Genomic DNA, 18,861 nt, shown 5'->3' with positions numbered 1-18,861 from the left:
GTGCCGCGGGTCACCACGGCCGTCCTCCGTTGACGATCAGCAGCTCGCCAGTGGTGTAGCTCGCCTCATCCGAAGCCAGATACAGTGCTGCGCCGGCGATCTCGTTGGGATCTGCGATCCGGTTCATCGGCACCGAAGGGAGAAGCCGTTCCTGCGCCTCGTTGCGCGGCGAGCCGTCTTCGGTGACTAGACCTGGGCAGAGCGCGTTCACGCGCACATGGGGCGCGAGCTCCACCGCGAGCGACTTCGTCATCATCCACAGAGCAGACTTGCTGGCGCCGTAGGCGCCGAGACCTGGCGAGGGCTGCAGACCCGACCCCGACATTAGGTTCACGATGCAGCCGCTCTCCTGCCGCATCATCCGCGGCGCGAAGTGGCGGGCGAGGCGGAAGGGTGCGAGCAGATTCGTCGCGAGGATGTCGTCCCACGCCGCGTCGGGCAGATCGATCAGCCGTGACCCCGGAGCGTGACCGATTGTATGCGCGTTGTTGACGAGGATGTCGATGGCCCCGTCGCCGACGCCGGCGGTGATAGTTTCGATCCCTGCGCTGGTAGCGACGTCGGCGACGATCGTCGTCACTGCGGCGTCGCTCCCTTCGCGCAGGGCGTCAGCGGCCGCGACGAGTCGGTCCCGCCCGCGGGCGACCAAGATGAGGTCCGCGCCGGCGTGTGCGAACGCCGTCGCGATCGCGAACCCGATATTGCGGCTCGCCCCGGTGATCAGCGCGCGCTTTCCGTCGAGCCGGAACCGGCGGGGCGCGGCGAGGGTGATCCGATCGTCGCTCGGCGGTGAGGCGGTCATCGCTTCATCAGGCCCAACTCGGAGGCGATGATGCGGTGCTGGATCTCGGCGGTGCCCTCCACAACCGTGAAGAACCGGGCGTCACGGTAGAGCCGTTCGATCTCGGACTCGGCCATGTATCCGGCGCCGCCGAAGACGCGCATCATCTGGTCAGCGATATCGACGGCCGTCTCGGCGGCCAAGAGCTTCGCCTGCGAGCATTCGAGGACCGGAACGACGCCGGTCGACGCGTACGACTCGGCGGCGTGATACGCGAGCAGCTCCGCACCGCGCAGCTGCGCGCTGGCACGGGCGAATTTCATCGAGATCTCCTGATGGGCGGCGATCGGAACGCCGAACGCGTGCCGGGTGCGCGCGTAGCTCATCCCCAAGTCGAGCGCGCGACGGGCGAGCCCCACCGCGGATGCGGCGATGATCGCGCGACCGACGATCAGCACGTCGAGGATGTCGGCGAGGGTACCGCCGTCGGGCGACGACAGGCACCGGTCGCCGGGCACGACGACGTGGTCGAACAGCAGCTCGCCGACCTCGGACGATCGGCAGCCCAGCTTGTGGAACGCCCGCTCGGCGACGAACCCCGGGTCGCCCCGAAGCACGATGAAGACGCCGAAACGATCCGTCCCGTCGATGCGCGCCGTTACGGCGATCCCGTCAGCGAGCGGACCGTTCGTGATAAAGGTTTTGCGCCCGCTGATCGCCCATCCGCCGGCAGTCCGCCGCGCCGTGGTCCGCATGCTCCGAACGTCGGAACCGGCGTCGGGTTCGGTGATCGCCATTGCAATGACGAACTCGCCCGACAGGGCCGGGCGCAACCATCGTTCGTGCTGCTGCGGCGATCCGAAGCGATTCAGGTACGCGGTGCCTACGTGGTCCTGGTGCCCGAGTCCCGAGGAGAGTCCGACCGACACGTACGAGAACTCCTCACGGATCACCAGCGCCGCCCGCAGGTCGCCGCCTCCGCCGCCTACGGCGTCCGGATAGTGGGAACCGATGAAGCCCTGCTTCCCGGCGATGCCGAACAACTCGCGGGGGAATCTCTCGTCGTTCTCGGCCGCGTCGACTCGGGGCGCGATCTCGCGCGTCGCGAAGGCGCGCGCGGCCGCGCGCAGTTCGTCGAGGTCGTCGCCGAGTGCCAAGGCCGTGAGAGTCATGAGGGCGAGCCAGTCCGTGAGGAGAACTGCCGCAACCGTGCGTCGCGGTCGGGATCGGGGAGGACGTTGAGCCGGCCACGGTGATTGAGCCGCTCGTCGTCCCATTGCGCCTCGCCGTACGGTCGGCCGAAACCGCCGTTGAGCATCTGCTTGAGGTAGCCCACCGTGCGGGTGCTGTTGGCCGCGATCTGCTCGGCGAACCGCACGGCATCCTCGCGCAGTCTCGGTGCGGGGACGGCGCGGGCGACGAAGCCCCGCACCGCCGCCTCAGCCCCGGTGAAGGGCTGACTGGCCAGGAGCATCTCTCGCGCCAGGAAGATCCCCAGTCGTCGCGCATAGCGTTGGGGCTCGCCCGACCCGGGCACGAGGCCGAACCGGGCGTGGGTGTCCTGGAAGATCGCGTCTTCGGCGGCGACGATCAGATCGCAGCACAGCGCGAGGTGTAGCCCACCAGTCATCGCGTGGCCCTGGACCACTGCGATGACCGGCACCGGGACGTCTCCGAGCTGCTCCCACACCCGTGCGGCTCCGAGCCCGGCCTCGCCCGGCGCCCTCGAGTCAGGGCTGTGCACCGATCTCAGATCAGCGCCCGCGCAGAAGGAGGGGCCGTCGCCGGTGAGCAGGATGACGCGCGCGTCGAGTTCTCCGATGACGCGGTCGACGGCATCGGAGAGCTCGTCCAGCATCTCCAGCGTGAGGGCGTTCCGGCGCTCCGGGCGGCTCAGCGCGATCTCCACGATGCCGTCCGCGACCGTGTCGGTGCGTATCAGCTGCTGTTCGCGCATCATGCGGCTCCGTTCATCTCTACGATTCCCGAGCTGAGGACCTCTCGCCCGCCGACCGACGCCGCGAAGCGAAGGGCACCGGGCCGGCCGCCGATGCCGACGCGGATCGTGTCGCCGGGGACGACGGGCGAGGTGAACCGGACCGACAGCCGACGGAACGCGACCCAGCCGTGGTCGGTCACATGGCCGATCACCGCACGGGTCACCATGGCCGCGCTGCAGAGCCCGTGCAGGATGGGCCGGTCGAACCCCGCCCCGCGGGCAACCGAAGGGTTCCAGTGCAGCGGATTATCGTCTCCGGTCTGCGCGTACAGGAGTGCCTGCTGCGGCAGCGTCGGCACGTCGATCTGCTCGTGGAGCGGTTCTACTGTTTCGCTCGGCGTCGCGGGCGGTCGATGGCTCTCACCACTGACCGCGCCACGGATGACACTGGTCACCACGTTCCGCGCGACCGCCTTGCCTGCCTTGTCCCGGCTGATTGTCTCGCGTCGCACGAGCACCCCCGATCTGACATCCCCGACCGAAAGAATGCGGGAGGTGCTGGTTCCTGTCAGCGACGACGGCAGCGGACCGAAGAGTTCCAGTTCGTGGCCGGCGTAGATGACGTCCTCCGGTTCGTAGTCGACTCCAGGCAGCGGGATGTATCGAAGGCTGTGCGCATCGGCGAGCAGCATCGCGAAGGTGGGAAGCACCTCGGGCTCGTCGGTCATCACGAGGCGCAGGTCGCCCTCGTCCAGTGGCGACCTGGGCGCGCCCACGGCCAGCGCGTAGCGGCGCACCTCCGTCGGGCTCCATCCCCACAGGGCGAGTGGGTAGGACGGTTCAGACCACTTCTTCATCGTTATCTCCCTGATCTGCGGCCGAAATCGGCCGCGCCACCGTCCGTCCGAACATCGCCGCCGCACCCACGGCCAGCAGGAGGACCACGAGTTGCAGTATCCAGCCCCACAGGTAGTCGCTCACCTCGACCAACAGGCCGAAGAGTAGCGGGCCGATCGCCAGTCCCACGAAGAATCCCCGCAACATTCGCGCCGCCGACACCCCCACCGCGCGACGCGGGACGTTGAGCATGATCGTGACCATGCCCAGGGCGTTCCAGCCGACGATTGTGGAGCCCGCCAGCGCGGCGGCAATCCAGATGATCCACGGGCCGGCGAAGGGTGCGGCCAGGCAAAAGAGCGCAGAACACGCCCCCAGTGCCGCGACCACCTGCAGCAACACGGCCGGGCGCGCTCCGCGCTCGGTCAGGCGTGCCCAGACGACGCGCGCGCCCACTGACGCGAGAGCGAAGACGCCGAACACGAATCCGGCGGTGACGGCACCGAACCCGAGGTGCGTGGCGTACAGCACATAGAACCCATTGCAGATCCCCGTCGCCACCCCGAGGAGGAGAGCGTAGAGAGCGAGCCATCCCAGCCAGCGGGCGCGGGAGGGGTGCACCTCGGACTGCGGCGCCTCGAGCTCGAGTTCGAGTTGTGCGGCGGGCGCCTTGCGCCCGGCCAGGACAGTGGCAATTGCGAGCATCGGGATCACGATCGCGGCTAACGCAGCGAGACGCCAGCCGACGAGCACCGCAAGGGGCGGCAGTACGACCGCGAGATACAGGCCGGCACCGGTCGCACCCGATTGCTTGATCCCCGTCGCGAACGCCCGCGAACCCGGCGGTATGCGATGGGCGATCATGCCGTTGCTTCCCGGGTTTGACGCAGACATCGCCAAACCGCCGAGGATGACGGTGACCACAAGTCCCGGCCATCCGAAGGTCGAAGCCAGCGCGACGCTGGCCAGCAGCGAGCAGGTGGCCCCGATCAGGATGACCCACACGGGATCGGCGCGATCCGCGATCCGTCCGATAACCCCACTAGACGAGGCAGCGACGACGTACAGGCCGCTCAGGAGCATGCCGATGCTGCCCGCACTAAGGCCGAGTTCCTGCGTGAGGAAGGGAGAGAGCGTAGAAAACGAGTACGTGCCCGTCGCGCCCGTCGCCATTGCGAACGACAGCGCCGAGATGAGGAGCGCTCCGCCGGGTGCGGCGGGGTGGCTCCCTCTGGGCACGGAGATCATCACGCCGATGCTCGCCGGGCGCTCCGGGTGTCCTCGACTAGGCGCTGGTCGGCACCCAGCTGCGGGGCTGTGCGGGTCGGCAGGTGCGGGTGAGAGCCCAGCTTCACCGGGTTTCCAGCGACCGTCAGTTGGCCGATGACCGGATCCTCGAGCGTTGTGAGCATTTCGCGCGCGGCTACGTGCGGGTCGGTGAAGAGGTCGGAGATGTCCTGGACGGGCGCGGCGGGTACTCCCGCGCCCGTCAGGTGGAAGGCCGCCTCGGCCGCCGTGCGCGTGGACGCCCACTCCTCGATCAACGGCCGTAGCACGGCATCCTGGTTCGACGACCGCTCCATCCCGGTGCGCAGCCCCTCGGCGGTGACCAGATCCGGCCGGTCGATCGCCGCGCAAAAGCGCGCCCAGATCCAGTCGCTGGCGATGCCCACCGCGAACCAGCCGTCCTTCGCACGGAAGGCTCCATAAGGCGCGGATGTCGGACTGAGACCGCGCTTGGGAACCACCCCGAAGTGCGAGTAGTGCCCGACCGACTGTTCGTTGAGCGCCACCATGACGTCGTACATCGCGATGTCGACGTGCTGGCCTTGCCCGGTGGCTTCGGCGGTGCGCAGCGCGAGGACGACCCCGAACGCGGCCATGACGCCCGCGAGCTGATCTGCGATCGGTGCACCGAGGTAGAGGGGTGGTTGCCCCTCCTCTCCGACGCGCGTCATCGAGCCGCTCATCGCCTGAGCCACGATGTCGAAGGCCGGCAGGTCGGCGTACGGGCCGCGCGGGAGCACGTCGCCGTGGCCGAAGCCCGAGATCGTGCCGTAGATGAGTACGGGGTTGCGTTCGTGCAGCACCGTCCACCCCAGGCCGAGGCGGTCCATAGCGCCCGGCCGCAGGTTCTCCCACACGACGTCGGACTCGTCCACCAGCCTCAGGAACGCTTCCTTGCCCTCGGGAGATTTCAGGTCGAGGACGACGCTCTGCTTGTTCCTGTTTACGCGCAGGAAGCTGTAGCTCATGCGCCCGTGGTCGTTCTCGTAGTTGGGCGTCGCCCTGCGGTACCCGTCGCCCTCGGGGGGCTCCACCTTGATCACGTCCGCGCCGAAGTCCGCCAGCAGCATGCTGCCGTAGGGCCCCGACAAGAAGTTCTCGATGGCTAGGACTCGTACTCCGCTCAGCGGTCCAGAATTCTGCTCGTTCATAAACCACCGTCTTTCTCATCACGCCAGGTCGCCAACACACCCGCTGCATCATCCAGCGAGGCGAGGAGCCGGTCCGGCTCGCTTAGCGGGCGGAGTACGACATCCGTCACGCCGTCGATCGCATACCCGGCGAGCTGTTCGGTGACAGCCTCGATCGGTCCGCAGGGCACGCACTTGCCCACGGTGGCGCTCATGTCGCGGTGGTACTGCGCCGACAGGTACCGCGTCGCCTTCTCCTGCGCGGACTCGACGTCGGGTCCGAATTGCGCGAAGACATGGGCGATAACGCGGAGTTCGCGGTCGGGCGCGAGTTCTCGCAGCCGCGCGATGCCCATGGCGACTCGTTGCGGACTCATCAGGTACGGCATCCACCCGTCGCCCAATTCGGCCACTCGCGACAGGGCGGCCTCGGAGCGCCCCCCGACGACGATCGGCACACGGCACGCCACTGGCCGCGGCAGCACCTGCACGTTGTCGAAGTCGAAGTACTTGTCGTGCAGGGTCGTCGGCTCGCCGTTCCACAGCTCGCGGAGCACCCGGATAGTAGCGTCGGTGCGACCCGCACGCTGAGCAATCGGTACCCCAGCAGCCGCGAAGTCCTCGTCGAACTCTCCGCCGATCCCGACGCCGAGCATCGCGCGGCCGTCGCTGAGGTAGTCCAGGCTCGCAAACGCGCGCGCGGTCGCCGCGGGCGAGCGCAGCGGCAGGAGGTACACGCCGGTTGCCAGACCGATCCGCGAGGTCCGCGCGGCGATCGCCGACAACAGCACCACGGGATCGAGCAGCGGATGTATCCACGACATGTGATCGTTGACCCAGAAGTGCTCAAATCCTGCGTCCTCGGCGCGGTCGCCGAAAAGCAGCAGCTCGGCGGCAGTCGGGAACCCGAGCGTTCCCGGGCCGAAGCCGGTGCCCAGCTTGGGTCTGACGCTCATCCGACCACGCCCTCACGGCGGAGATCGTCGATCTCATCGCGCCCGAAGCCCGCGGCCAGCAGGACATCGTCGGTGTCGGCGCCGAGCGCGGGGGCCGGGGTGGCCTCGGGCCGCTGGGCCTCGGAATAGAGGAAAGGAGAGCGCAGTCGGTCATGAAGCTCGCCAGCGCCCACGACCCCTCTTTGGCGAAAATGTTCGTCCTCGAGGGCGTCGCCGATCGACAGCAGGGGCGCGGCGGGGATCCCCTTTTCCTTCATCACTTTGAACCACTCCCGTACAGACCTGCCTCGGATGGCGGTGCGTATCCGCTGGTCGAGGTCCGCGAAGGCAGTCCGATCGTGCTGGCGCGTCACGTCCTCGGGCATGTTGAGAAGCGCGCACAGGCGCTCCCAGAAGATCGGCTCCATACAACCGAGGCTCAACCACTCGGCATCCCCGGTCGCGTAGATCCCGTATCCGGGCAATGATCCAGTCACGGGCAGACCATCCGGGCGGGGCTCCTCGCCGGTGCCGATCCACCACTGGGCGCGGGTGTGCTGCCAGTACAGCGCGCCCTCGGCCATGCTGAGATCGAGGTAGTCGCCGGTGCCGGTGGTGGCGCGGGCGAGGAGGGCGGCGAGGATGCCGGCGACGGCCATAGTCGCACCGCCTCCGATGTCGGCGATGGGCAGCCATGGGATGCGGGGTTCCTCCGCGGTACCGAAGTACCGCAGCAGTCCCGACAACGCCATATAGTTGATGTCGTGACCGGGCAGCATGGCGTACGGCCCGGTCTGCCCGTATCCCGACAGCGAGGCGTATACTACCCGCGGGTTCACCGCCCGCACGGCGTCCGGGCCGATCCCTAGCTCGGTCACGACGCCCGGACGAAATCCCTCGATTACCACGTCGGCCGTCTCGGCGAGACGCAAAATCAGGTCACGCCCCGGTGCGCTCTTCAGGTCTACGGTGATCGATCGCTTGGTGCGGTTGAGCATCTGGAAGCGGACCGACTCGTCGTCGATAAGCGGAGGGTTGCTGCGTTCGGGGTCGCCGCCGCGCGGGTGCTCGACCTTGATGACTTCGGCGCCGAGGTCGGCGAGCATCATGGTCGCGAACGGCCCCGGCAGAACCCTGGTGAGGTCGAGGACGGTGATGCCTGTCAAGGGTGCGGGTGTGGTCACGAGGATCTCCTGTTCGGAAACGAGTTTCAGGTGAGGACGCCGGCTGTGCGCAGAGCATCGATCTCTGACGCAGCCATCCCGAGAACGTCTCGCAACACAGCATCTGTGTGCTGCCCGAGCAAAGGTGCGGGGGTTGTGAGCTGACCCGGGGTGCGGGACAGTCTCGGCGTTGGTGCGGTGTACACAGTGTCGCCCATCACAGGGTGATGCAACATTGTGAATGCGCCCCGGGCACGCAGACCCGAGGCGCCGTCTAGAAGCTCGGCGGCGTTGCGGACGACCGACGCAGGCACGCCCGCCGTCGTCAGCAAAGTTGCAACCTCGTCGGCATCGCGCTGTGACGTCCATTCGGATAGCACTGCTTCGATCTCCGACTCCGCCGCACGCCGACCTTCTAGGCCGTCCCATCCGGGCGTCATCAGTGCGGGGATGTCGGTGGCCGCGGCCAGCGCGCGCCAATGGATGTCGTCGAGCACCGCGATGGCGACCCAGCGATCATCGCCAGCGGCGGGGAAAACGCCGTGCGGAGCCGCATGATCGACACGGTTGCCGCGGCGCTCCGGAGCGCGCCCCCGTGCGGCCTGCTCGATACCGGGGCCGATGATATTGATCGTCGACTCGAGCTGCGACAGCTCGATACGTTGCCCTTGACCCGTGCGTGCCCTGTGGCTGAGCGCAGTGAGCGTCGCGAAGACGGCGTGCAGCGGGTTAGGGACATGATCGGGATAGTTTGTCCCCGTGCCAACGGGCTCGCGGTCGGGGTACCCGCAAAGCTCATGCAGTCCGCACAGCGCCACCAACGTCGCGCCGAACCCCGAGAAATGAGAATGCGGCCCCGTCTCGCCCTGCATAGGCATCGCGAGGTAAATGATGTCGGGGCGGACGGTGACGAGGTCCTCGTATCCGAGCCCCCACTTTTCCATCGTTCCCGGGCGGAAGCTCTGGGCGCACACGTCACTGACCGCGGCAAGCTGCAGCACCACGTCCCGGGCCCGTGGGTCGGTCAGATCGAGTGAAATGCTTTGCTTTCCGGCGTTGCGATCGGCGAAGTATCCTGATCGCTCGAGCGGGTCGTTTCCGGGCGCGAACGGACCAGTGCGTCGGAGCGGATCGGGTCGGGTTCGGGACTCGACCTTGATCACCTCTGCTCCGAATTCGGCCATGATCTTCGTTCCGATCGGACCTGCCCCCACCCACGTGAGGTCGAGTACCCGAACGCCTTCCAGCGGCAGGGCGGCGCTCATGCGGCACCCTCCTGTGCGACCTCGTTCGACCACGGCGTCACCGACATTCGGAACGGGGCACCGACGTGACGCACGCCGTCGGGGCCGTCGGTGAAGAATCCGCGGGCGTTGAGGTGTTCGCTGGCGAGCAAGTCGTCCGGGCTGTTAATGGGACAGATCGCGATTCCGCGCCGTTGCGCCTGCACGTACAGGTCGGCCTTCGCCCACCGCGACGCGAACCGCTCAAACACCTCCCGGAAACGGTCCTTGGCATAGGACGACTTACGGAACTCGTAGTCGGCCCACTCGTCCGAACTGAGCTCGTCGGCACCGTCGACCCCTTCCTCGCGGAGCCAGGCGGTGAGGTTCTGCCAGCCCTGCGCTGTGCTGAGCCGCCCCACCATGACGTAGAGGAACCCATCCTGACAGGAGTACACGCCGCTGCCGGCTTCCTGGTAGCCCGGCCCGGTACGGCGACGGATCACGTCCTCGAGGTCGGCGTACTGGAGCGAGTTCTCGAGTGCCGTGGCAACGGACTCCGTCACGCCGACCTCGACCTCCTGGCCTTGGCCGTCGCGGTCGCGGGCAAGTACCGCAAGCATCGCGCCGACCGCCGCATGCAGGCTGGCCATCCGGAGGCTCTGGTCTCCGAACGCCCGGGTCGGCGCCCGGTCAGGCCATCCGCCCAGGGTAAGGAAGCCGCCTGCCGCGCTGCTGATCAGATCGCTTCCGGGCATGAGGGCCAGGTCGCTGCCCGTACCCCAGGGGGTAACGCGCACGCGGATGAGGTCGGCGCGCTGAATCGATGGATCGTCCTCGGTGAGCCCGAGCTGCTCAAGGACGTCGGGCGCCCCTGATTCGATCAGGATGTCTGCGGCGTCGATAACCTGAGCAATCCGGCGGACGCGGTATGCCGGGTCGCTCGGCAGCGGCAAGGTGTGTTTGCCGCGGTGCAGGAAGTCCTGCACCACCGGGTCGGGGTCGATCTGCCAACCACGCACCGTCAGACCGGCGGGTGCGGTCAGGCGGACGACGTCAGCTCCGAAGCCGGCGAAGAGACGCCCCGCGTACGCGCCGCTGTCATCGCCGATCTCAACGATACGTAGATGGCTGAGGGGCCCGGTCATTGCCGCGCTCGTTGCTTTATCGACAGCTTCGCGATCTGCCCACGGTGAATCTCAGAGGGGCCTTCCAGGATGCGCAGGACGCGGCTGTTGCGGTATACGAACTCGATAGGCAACTCTTTGGAGTACCCCATGGCGCCGTGCACTTGCAGCGCCCGGTCCACTACGCGACTGAGCATCTCGGTCGCCTGGACCTTCACGGCGCTAGCCTCGAAGCGGATGTCGCGGACGCCAGCATCCAGCGCGGCAGCCGCGTCGTGCACCATCAGCCTGACCGCGTGCAACTCCATCGCCGAGTCGGCGATCATGAACTGAATTGCCTGCCGGTCGGCCAGCGGGGCGCCGAATGTGTGGCGCTCGACACTGTACTGACACATCATGTCGATCATCCGCTGGGCCTGACCGGTGCACCTGGCCCCAATTTCCACGCGACGCACGCCGAGCCTGTTGGTCAGGGGCGGGAAGGCGTTGCCGACCTCGCCCAGCACGGCATCATCCGAAACGCGTACGTTGTCGAAGAACAGGCCGAACGGCCGCTGCTCGCCCATTGTCGGGATAGGGCTGGAGACCTCCAAACCCGGCGCGCCCTTGTCAATGAGGAACGCGGTCATCCCCCCGCGGCTGCGTTTTTCCTGGTCAGTCACGGCGATGACGATGAAGAAGTCGACAGCGTCTGCCCACGAAATCCATAGCTTGCTGCCATTGATGACCCACTCGGACCCATCCTTTACGGCGGTGGTGCGGATGCCCGCGGCATCAGCACCGGCGTCAGGTTCGGTCAGTGCCAATGCCGAGGTCTTCTCGCCGCGGCACAGCGGGTCAAGGTACTTTGCCTTCTGCGTGTCGGTGGCGACCGCATCAAGGTAGGAAATGTTCGGGCTTTCCGGTGGTAGCCGGTACGGCGTGATGCTGTAGTTCAGTTCCTCTACCGCGACGGCCTTCGCCTGGAGCCCGAGACCCGCACCGCCCAGCTCCTCGGGAACCTCTAGGCCCCACAACCCGAGTTCGCGCACCGCCGCCGTGAGGTGCGCCTCCTTCCCAGGGTCAATAAGAGGGATCTGCTGAAATCCTCGCTCGACCTCCCGTCGGATCACCGCTTCCTCGAGCGGCATGAGTTCACGACGAGTGAAGTCACGCGCGATCTGCTGGACGGCTTCCAGTTCTTCGCTCAAACGCATCTACCACTCCTCCCTCACGGCGCGCTCACCCGGAGAGGCGTCGAGCCATTCGTCCAACACGGCATCGCGGTCCGCCCCGAGTTGCGGGGCGCTGCGTGGTATCAATGGGGGAATTAGGTCACCCTTGATCGGATTACCGGCAACGCGGACCTCACCCAGCACCGGATCGGGGACCGACACGATCATCTGCCGTTCGACGACGTGCGCGTCGCCGAAGAGGTCGCCCACAGCATGCACCGGCGAGGCGGGGACACCGACCTTGCCAAGGATGCCGACGATGTCAACGACGGTGCGCGTCGTGGTCCATGCCTCGATGACCGGCAGCAGGTCGCTATCCATCGCTTGAGCACGCTTCGTGCCATCCGAGAAGCGCGGGTCGGACGCGAGCTCCGGATGACCAATCGCTTCTGTGAACCGCGCGAAAATCGGCTCGCCGGACACGGCGATCGCCACGAAGCCATCTTTGGCTCGGACCAGCTCGAACGGCGCTGAACTGGGGAGTCGCCCGCGGACGGGAGCGACTCCGTTCCATCCGTACGCACCGACGGCGTATTCATTCAAGTGAATGCCGACGTCGAACATGGCCACGTCCAGATGCTGCCCCACGCCGGTACGTTCGCGCTGGAACAGAGCGAGCAGCGTCGCCGTCACCGCCCAGTCGCCGACGGTGGTGTCGATGAGCGGAAAACCAACGGGCGAAGGCGGATCGCCCTCGCGGCCCGATGTGTAGGCGATGCCCGACATCGCTTGTCCGATCAGGTCGAAAGCCGGCAGCGACGTGTACGGTCCGGGTTGGACGTCAGGCTGCCCAAAGCCCGAGATCGACACGAGGATCACGCGGGGGTTCACGTGGGACAGATCGTCGTAGCCGAGTCCGAGCTTGCTCAGCGTGCCGGGACGCAGGTTCTGGACCACCACGTCGGTGGCGGCGGCAAGTTCGAGGAACGTTTCACGTCCCGCGGCCGTCGTCAGGTCAAGGACGATGCTGCGCTTTCCGCGGTTCAGGCGTGAGAACCAAACGCTGCTGGTCGCTGTCCCGTCGGTCTGGATCGGCGGGAACGATCGGTATGCGTCTCCACTGGGCGGTTCCACTTTAACGACGTCCGCGCCCCAGTCCGCCAACAGCATCGTGGCTGTGGGGCCGGCAACAAAGTTCTCAAGCGCGAGGACGCGGATACCATCCAGCGCCCGTGACATGGGCTTAGTCATGCAGTGTCCTCTCTGACTATAATAATGTTAGCATAGTTATCGAGTTTACTGCCGGTCGGCTACAATTACGTGAGTTGGCCGAATTCTTCAGCCGGGTCAGGGCGGAACAGGAAGCGAATGCCAGAGGTCGTTTTCGACAGGATCAAGCAGGGCAAGCTTGCTGACGTCATCGCTGCACAGATCCGAGGTGAGATCCGTAACGGCTCGCTCAGTATTGGCGACCGGCTTCCCACCGAGCGCGAACTCATCGAGCAACTGGGTGTCAGCCGCGCGACCGTGCGCGAGGCGCTGATGCTGCTCGAGGCCGACGGCTTCATCCAGGTGCGTTCCGGCCGGCATGGCGGTGCTTACGTCACCAGTCCGCGGATCGAACGGCTGGCGACCATCCTCGATGTGATCCTCGCGGTCGAGCAGACCACTACAGAACAGCTGCTCGAAGCGCGCGCCCTGATGGAGCCGCTCGCTGTGCGCCTGGCCTCGCATCGCGCGACCGATGACGACCTCAAGCGCATCGAAGCGTCCATTGCCCGGACCGAGGCGCACATCGACGACCCCGAGATCGTGGCGGAGGAAGCGGCCCGCTTCCATATACTCGTCGCCGAGTCTTCGCATAACGGCGTCATTTCGGCGCTCACCGCGACGACCCAGCAGCTCATCTACAGCCGCGCCTTCGAGGCGTTCGGAACGAACACGCAGGCCACGATCAAGGCTCACCGCCTCATCCTCGACGCGATCCGGGCACGCGACCCCGAGACCGCAGTCCGCAGGATGACGCGTCACGTCGACGCGTTCCGCAACGTACTGGATGGCGGAGAGCTTCCGCTCTTGCCTGCGGATCGCCGCTGAGCCCAACGAGGGACACACCGGGACGTCATCCCACCACGCGGAACTTCGGAATCGAGAAGTCCTCGGTGACGTCGTCGAAGACGACCTCCACCTTCTGTCCCACGCGGATCTGGTCGGGGTCGATGTCGACGAGGTTCGAGATCATCGTGTGCGCCCCGTCGACCCTGATGAGCGCAACGTTGTAGGGCAGTTGCGGCGCCCACGTGGCGTTGAACGACTGGTGATAGACGATCCACGACCACACCTCCCCCGTGCCGGGAAGGATCACCCATTTCGCCTCGGTCGAAAGACACTCGGTGCACGCCGGCCCGATCGGCCAGCGGCGGTGCCCGCAGACCGTACATTCTTGAATGGTGAGCTCGTGTCTCTTGCAACCGTCCCAGAAGGGCTGCGATCCGTCTGTGGTGACAGGAAGCGGCTTGTCGTAGGTCATTTCGTCAGCACCAATGCATTCGCTGTGTTGAGGGCCATTCCGCGACCCGTGGTGAGGCATGTCTCCGCTCCGGCGACCTGCCGCTCCCCCGCCTCGCCGCGGATCTGACGCACGCCTTCGACAATGTGCGTCCAGCCCTGCATGTAGGCATCGGAAAGGCTGCCGCCGTGGGTGTTGGTCGGCAATCGGGAGCCGAGGCGAAGGTTTCCCTCGGCGACGAAGGCACCGCTCTCGCCGGGTGCGACGAATCCGCCATGCTCGAGCCAGAGCAAGACCGAGAAGGTGAAGTTGTCGTACAGCTCGGCCACGTCGATGTCATCTGGGCCGAGGCCCGACATCGCCCACGCCTCGTCGAGGACGGCGCGCTGATGCGGCAGATACCACCAATCGAGCTGCTCGGACTTTCGAGCGGTGTAACCCTGACCCATGCCGGCGATGTGGACCGCTGGTTTAGCGAGATCCTTCGCGCGCTCCGCAGAAGTCACGATGATCGCGACGCCGCCGTCGCTGATCAGGCAGCAGTCGAGCAAGTGGAACGGCTCCACGACCATCCGTGAGGACTGGTGGTCCTCGAGCGTGATCGGTTTGCCGTACATCACGGCATCCGTATTCAACTGCGCGTGTTCACGGAAGGTGACCGAGACGGCACCGAGCTGCTCGCTCGTCGTGCCGTACAGGGTCATGTGCCGACGGGCACCGAGCGCGCTGTTGGCCTGCGGACCGAACATACCCCAGATACCCCAGTTCAGGCCGGGGTCGCCGTTGGGGCTGTTGAATCGTTGACCCCCCGTCAACGCAGCATCCCCGAAGACGCAGGCCACCGTAGTCGCGAGCCCGGCGTCGATAGCCATGACCGCCTCCTGCACGAGCGCGCCGGCGGTGGCACCTCCCATCGACTTGGATCCGGCGTACCGCGGGTCGATGCCCGCGGCCTCCGACAGGCGCAAGTAATGGTTCGCGCCTTCGCGCGACGTCGTGCCTGGGTGGGTGAGGATGCCATCGATCTCGCTCTTGTCGATGCCGGCGTCGGCGAGTGCCGCGTTCAAGGCCTCGAGGCCGAGCCCGAGGGCTGTGCTTCCCGGTAGCTTGCCCATCGACGTGCGACCGACGCCGACGATCGCGGCGTTGCCGCTCAGGCGGTGGTTCGGGGTGTGTGGCATGATCATCTCTTCTTCTGCGAGTGGACTATCGACCGCGGAACACGGGCGGACGTTTCTCGGCGAACGCTGCGCGTCCCTCGGCGCGGTCCTCGGTGTCGCGTATGAGATTGAACAGGGTGCGCTCGAGGGTCAACGCCTCCGCCAGCGGCAAGTGACGTCCTCGCCAGACCGCCTGCTTGACGGCCTGCAGCGACAGCGGCGCGTTGCGTGCGATCCGCTGCGCCATCTCAATCGCTGTGGGAAGGAGTTCTAAGGGCTCGACGACGCCGTTGAGCAGACCCGCTTGTTGGATTCTGTGGGCGTCCCAACGGTCGCCCGTGAGCAGGAGCTCCATGGCGAGGGCCGACGGGGCCTGACGGATGATGCGCTGGGTTCCGCCAGCGCCGGGCATGGATCCGATGGTCACCTCTGGGAGGGCGAAGGTGGCATTGGTCGAGGCGTAGCGGAGGTCGCACGAGAGCGCGAGCTCGAATCCGGCGCCCAGTGCGAAGCCGTTGACCGCGGCGATCACCGGCTTCCACAGCTCCATGCCGCGAGATAGGTGCTGCGGCGGAGCGCCGAACTGGTCGTCGAAAACGGTGCTCGCCGGTGACCCGTGAAGGTCCATCCCGGAGCAGAACGCGCGTTCCCCCGCGCCGGTGATCACGATGACCTGGATCGACGGGTCATCCCGGTACTGCACCAGCGCCTCGCCCAACTCGCCGATCAGCGCGGTGGTCAGGCTGTTGTGCACGGCCGGACGATTGAGCGTGAGCACTCCGACCGGGCCGTCGCGGTCGACCAGCAGTTGCGGCTCGGTGTTGGTCACAGGCCCACCGCTTTGGCGAGGATGCGGTGCTGGATCTCGGTCGTGCCTTCGACAATCTGAAAGTACCGGACATCCCGGTACAGCCGCTCGATGGTCGACTCGGCCATGAAGCCCATGCCACCGAAGACGCGCATCATTTGGTCGACGACCCACAGCGCCGTCTCGCTCGCAATGAGCTTCGCCTGCGCGCATTCGCGGATTGGCACGCTGTCGGTAGAGTCGCATAGCACCGCGGCGCGATACGTCAAGAGCCGTGCCGCGGCGATGCGGGCGTCGGCCTCGGCGAACTTCATCGAGATCTCCTGAAATTTCCCGATGGGCTTGCCGAACGCGCGACGGTCCTTGGCGTATTGCAGGCCGAGGTCGAAGGCGGCGCCGGCCACGCCGAGGGCGGCGGCGGCTATGAGCACGCGGCCACGGATGAGCACGTCGAGGATGGCGTCGATCGTGGAGCCCTCCGGCGGCGAGATCCGACGGGACTCGTCCAGTCGGACGTTGTCGAAGACGAGCTCGCCCACTTGCGACGAACGGCAACCGAGTTTGTTGAGGGTGCGCTCGACGCTGTAACCGGGGTCACTGGCCTCGACCATGAAGACGGCGAACCTGTCCTCGCCCTGTTTGGCAACCACGCCCACCACTCCGGCGATGGGACCGTTCGTGATAAACGTCTTGCGGCCGTTGAGGACGAAGCCATCACCGTCGGGGCGGACCGTTGTACGGATCGAGCGCACGTCCGATCCAGCGTCGGGCTCGGTCAGCCCCCACGCGGTGATGAGCTCTCCGGCGATCGCCGGCCGCAGCCACCGGGCCTTCTGCTCGTCGCTTCCGTATCGCGCGAGGTAGGCGGTGCCGATCTGTCCCTGGATGCCCAGCCCGGCGGCGATGCCCGCGCACACACGCGAGACCTCCTCCCTGAAGACCATGTCGGCAAGAAGACCCGCCTCGGATCCGCCCCATTCCATGTCGAACTGCAGCCCGAGCAGACCCTGATCGCCAGCCCGACGGAAAAGGCTGAGAGGGAAGGTGCCGGTGTGTTCCGCCTCCTCCACCAGCGGGGCGACATCACGCTCGGCGAAGGCGCGCGCGGAGGCGCGGAACTCCTCGATCTCCGGAGGGAGTGCGAACAGGTGCGCCGTGCTCAGCGTGTCGGACGTTGTCATGGTGTCTTCCTCTTCATTGGATGCTCAGCGTGCGGTGAACGACGGGGGACGCTTCTCCGCGAACGCGCGAGGACCCTCGACCGCGTCGTCGGTGGAGAATAGCGCCTTGCTCAGTCGCTGCTCGAGTGCAAGGCCCTGGGCGAGGGATACGTCCGCACCCTCGTCGACGGCCTGCTTGGCGGCTCGCACTGCGAGCGGGCCGTTGTTGACGATCGTGCGGGCGAGTTCCATCGCGCGCGTCATGAGGTCCGCGGAGGGCACCACCGCGTTCACGAGGCCCAGTTCGAACGCGCGGGTCGCCGTGATCGGCGCGCCTGTCATCAGCATCTCGAGCGCGATCGCCCGTGGGATGCTGCGCACGAGTCGCTGCGTGCCACCACCGCCGGGAAGCAGCGCCCACTTGGCCTCCGTCAGACCTAGCACGGCGTGTTCGGCGGCGACGCGCAAATCGCACGCGAGCGCGAGCTCGAGGCCGCCGCCGAACGCCGCACCGTTGATGGCCGCGATCATCGGCTTGTCGGTGTGAAAGTCGCGGGTGATGAATCCGAACGGCGGGGCAACGTAGTCGGGGTCGGCACGCTGCGCCGGATCCATCTCCTTCAGGTCGGCACCGGCGCTGAACGCCTTGTCGCCGGCGGCGGTGAGGATCGCCAGCCAGGCATCGTCGTCGGCGGCGAAGTCAGTGAACGCCTCCTCGAGGCCCGCGCGCGTCTCACGGTTGATCGCGTTGCGCGCATCGGGCCGGTCGATCGTGACGATGCGGATGTGTCCTTCTCGGACGACGGTGACGGGCATCGATCAGACTCCGCTCGTGTACAGCTCGGGGACGTTCCGGCGGAACTTGTTGAAGTCCGGTTTCCGCTTCTCCAGGAATGCCTTCGTGCCCTCCATCTGCTCCTCGGATCCGAGATAATTGGGCGCGAGCATGCGCTGCACCGAGAAGGTGGGGTTGCGCATATTGTCCAGTGCGCCTTCGAAGGAGGCCTTGTTGACCCGAAGGCACGTCGGACTCTTGGCGAGTATCTCGTCGCACCACGCGTCGACCTCCTCGTCGAGACGGTCGTAGGGCACAACCGCATTGACCAGACCCCAGTCGAGCATTTGCGCGGCAGTGTAGCGGCGGTTGAGGAACCACATTTCGCGGGCACGTTTGTGCCCAATGATCGTTGACAGCCGCGCGACGGTGAACCCGTCGGCTGGGCTCCCGACCGAGGGACCGTTTTGACCGAAGATCGCGTGTTCGGCGGCGATAGTGAGGTCGCATGCGTACGCCAGGTGGTGACCACCGCCGATCGCGTAGCCGTTGACCCGTGCGATAACGGGTTTCAGGCAGCAGCGGATGGCGTTGTGGATGTCGGGGAAGTAGTCGTACGTCGCTTCCAGTCCGCCTTCGTCCTCCCACTTCACGTCGCCGCCGGCGCAGAATGCCCGTTCACCGGCGCCGGTGATCACGACGACCCCGACTTCGGCGTCGAAGGAGGCGTCTTGCACGGCGAGAACGATCTCGCGCATTGTGTGGTTGGTGTACGCGTTGAGGGACTTCGGTCGGTTGATGGTGATCCGGGCGACGTGGTCGGCCTTCTCATAGAGGATGTCGGTGAATTCGGCAGTGCTCATCGCGGGTTCT

General features: G+C 66.6%; 19 protein-coding genes. 1 reads left to right on the top strand and 18 read right to left on the bottom strand.

The window, feature by feature from the left end:
* Positions 1-10 precede the first annotated feature (10 nt).
* From E0W80_RS15230 to E0W80_RS15175, 12 genes are read right to left on the bottom strand one after another with little or no spacing between them, the layout of a single operon-like run.
* Complete coding sequence (locus E0W80_RS15230; RefSeq protein WP_131493739.1) at positions 11-802, bottom strand: SDR family oxidoreductase; 792 nt, start codon at positions 800-802, stop codon at positions 11-13.
* On the bottom strand, positions 799-1,953 hold the full coding sequence (locus E0W80_RS15225; RefSeq protein WP_131493737.1) for an acyl-CoA dehydrogenase family protein: 1,155 nt from the start codon (positions 1,951-1,953) through the stop codon (positions 799-801). Before E0W80_RS15225 ends, E0W80_RS15230 begins: the two co-directional genes overlap by 4 nt.
* Positions 1,950-2,741: an enoyl-CoA hydratase/isomerase family protein gene (locus tag E0W80_RS15220; protein ID WP_131493736.1), complete on the bottom strand. Its 792-nt coding sequence runs from the start codon at positions 2,739-2,741 to the stop codon at positions 1,950-1,952. Before E0W80_RS15220 ends, E0W80_RS15225 begins: the two co-directional genes overlap by 4 nt.
* Positions 2,738-3,577, bottom strand: coding sequence for a MaoC/PaaZ C-terminal domain-containing protein (locus E0W80_RS15215; RefSeq protein WP_131493734.1), 840 nt, complete (start codon positions 3,575-3,577; stop codon positions 2,738-2,740). Before E0W80_RS15215 ends, E0W80_RS15220 begins: the two co-directional genes overlap by 4 nt.
* The gene (locus E0W80_RS15210; RefSeq protein WP_131493732.1) at positions 3,561-4,805 is read right to left on the bottom strand and encodes an MFS transporter; all 1,245 of its coding nucleotides are present in this window, start codon (positions 4,803-4,805) and stop codon (positions 3,561-3,563) included. Before E0W80_RS15210 ends, E0W80_RS15215 begins: the two co-directional genes overlap by 17 nt.
* Entirely contained in the window at positions 4,805-5,995 is a 1,191-nt protein-coding gene (locus E0W80_RS15205; protein WP_131493730.1) for a CoA transferase, read from the bottom strand. The genes E0W80_RS15210 and E0W80_RS15205 overlap by 1 nt, the downstream gene beginning before the upstream one ends.
* Entirely contained in the window at positions 5,992-6,930 is a 939-nt protein-coding gene (locus tag E0W80_RS15200) for a TIGR03619 family F420-dependent LLM class oxidoreductase (RefSeq protein ID WP_131493728.1), read from the bottom strand. The genes E0W80_RS15205 and E0W80_RS15200 overlap by 4 nt, the downstream gene beginning before the upstream one ends.
* Entirely contained in the window at positions 6,927-8,093 is a 1,167-nt protein-coding gene (locus E0W80_RS15195) for a CaiB/BaiF CoA-transferase family protein (protein ID WP_165875485.1), read from the bottom strand. Before E0W80_RS15195 ends, E0W80_RS15200 begins: the two co-directional genes overlap by 4 nt.
* A gap of 26 nt (positions 8,094-8,119) precedes the next feature.
* The gene (locus E0W80_RS15190; protein WP_131493724.1) at positions 8,120-9,337 is read right to left on the bottom strand and encodes a CoA transferase; all 1,218 of its coding nucleotides are present in this window, start codon (positions 9,335-9,337) and stop codon (positions 8,120-8,122) included.
* Positions 9,334-10,443: a CoA transferase gene (locus E0W80_RS15185; protein WP_131493722.1), complete on the bottom strand. Its 1,110-nt coding sequence runs from the start codon at positions 10,441-10,443 to the stop codon at positions 9,334-9,336. Before E0W80_RS15185 ends, E0W80_RS15190 begins: the two co-directional genes overlap by 4 nt.
* Positions 10,440-11,618, bottom strand: coding sequence for an acyl-CoA dehydrogenase family protein (locus E0W80_RS15180; RefSeq protein ID WP_131493720.1), 1,179 nt, complete (start codon positions 11,616-11,618; stop codon positions 10,440-10,442). The genes E0W80_RS15185 and E0W80_RS15180 overlap by 4 nt, the downstream gene beginning before the upstream one ends.
* The gene (locus E0W80_RS15175) at positions 11,619-12,827 is read right to left on the bottom strand and encodes a CoA transferase (RefSeq protein WP_131493718.1); all 1,209 of its coding nucleotides are present in this window, start codon (positions 12,825-12,827) and stop codon (positions 11,619-11,621) included.
* 117 nt (positions 12,828-12,944) lie between these two features.
* Here E0W80_RS15175 and E0W80_RS15170 point away from each other — a divergent pair, with 117 nt between their 5' ends.
* Positions 12,945-13,673 carry a FadR/GntR family transcriptional regulator gene (locus E0W80_RS15170; RefSeq protein ID WP_131493717.1) on the top strand — a complete coding sequence of 243 codons (729 nt, stop codon included), beginning with the start codon at positions 12,945-12,947 and terminating at the stop codon, positions 13,671-13,673.
* 25 nt (positions 13,674-13,698) lie between these two features.
* Here the strand turns inward: E0W80_RS15170 and E0W80_RS19425 are convergent, their stop codons facing one another.
* The 6 genes from E0W80_RS19425 to E0W80_RS15140 form a co-directional block, all read right to left on the bottom strand.
* Positions 13,699-13,941 carry an OB-fold domain-containing protein gene (locus E0W80_RS19425; protein ID WP_240740550.1) on the bottom strand — a complete coding sequence of 81 codons (243 nt, stop codon included), beginning with the start codon at positions 13,939-13,941 and terminating at the stop codon, positions 13,699-13,701.
* 161 nt (positions 13,942-14,102) lie between these two features.
* Complete coding sequence (locus tag E0W80_RS15160) at positions 14,103-15,266, bottom strand: thiolase family protein (protein ID WP_131493713.1); 1,164 nt, start codon at positions 15,264-15,266, stop codon at positions 14,103-14,105.
* A 25-nt stretch (positions 15,267-15,291) separates the two neighbouring features.
* On the bottom strand, positions 15,292-16,074 hold the full coding sequence (locus E0W80_RS15155; protein ID WP_205802371.1) for an enoyl-CoA hydratase-related protein: 783 nt from the start codon (positions 16,072-16,074) through the stop codon (positions 15,292-15,294).
* Positions 16,071-17,234 (bottom strand): acyl-CoA dehydrogenase family protein, encoded by a 1,164-nt coding sequence (locus E0W80_RS15150; protein ID WP_131493711.1) that lies wholly within the window; start codon positions 17,232-17,234, stop codon positions 16,071-16,073. The genes E0W80_RS15155 and E0W80_RS15150 overlap by 4 nt, the downstream gene beginning before the upstream one ends.
* Positions 17,235-17,258: 24 nt before the next feature.
* The gene (locus tag E0W80_RS15145; protein WP_131493710.1) at positions 17,259-18,029 is read right to left on the bottom strand and encodes an enoyl-CoA hydratase-related protein; all 771 of its coding nucleotides are present in this window, start codon (positions 18,027-18,029) and stop codon (positions 17,259-17,261) included.
* A gap of 3 nt (positions 18,030-18,032) precedes the next feature.
* Positions 18,033-18,851 (bottom strand): enoyl-CoA hydratase-related protein, encoded by an 819-nt coding sequence (locus E0W80_RS15140; RefSeq protein ID WP_131493708.1) that lies wholly within the window; start codon positions 18,849-18,851, stop codon positions 18,033-18,035.
* Positions 18,852-18,861 lie beyond the last annotated feature (10 nt).

Source organism: Microbacterium sp. PI-1 (assembly GCF_004337555.1).
GTDB lineage: Bacteria > Actinomycetota > Actinomycetes > Actinomycetales > Microbacteriaceae > Microbacterium > Microbacterium aurugineum.
This window is presented reverse-complemented; position numbering and strand designations above follow the sequence as displayed.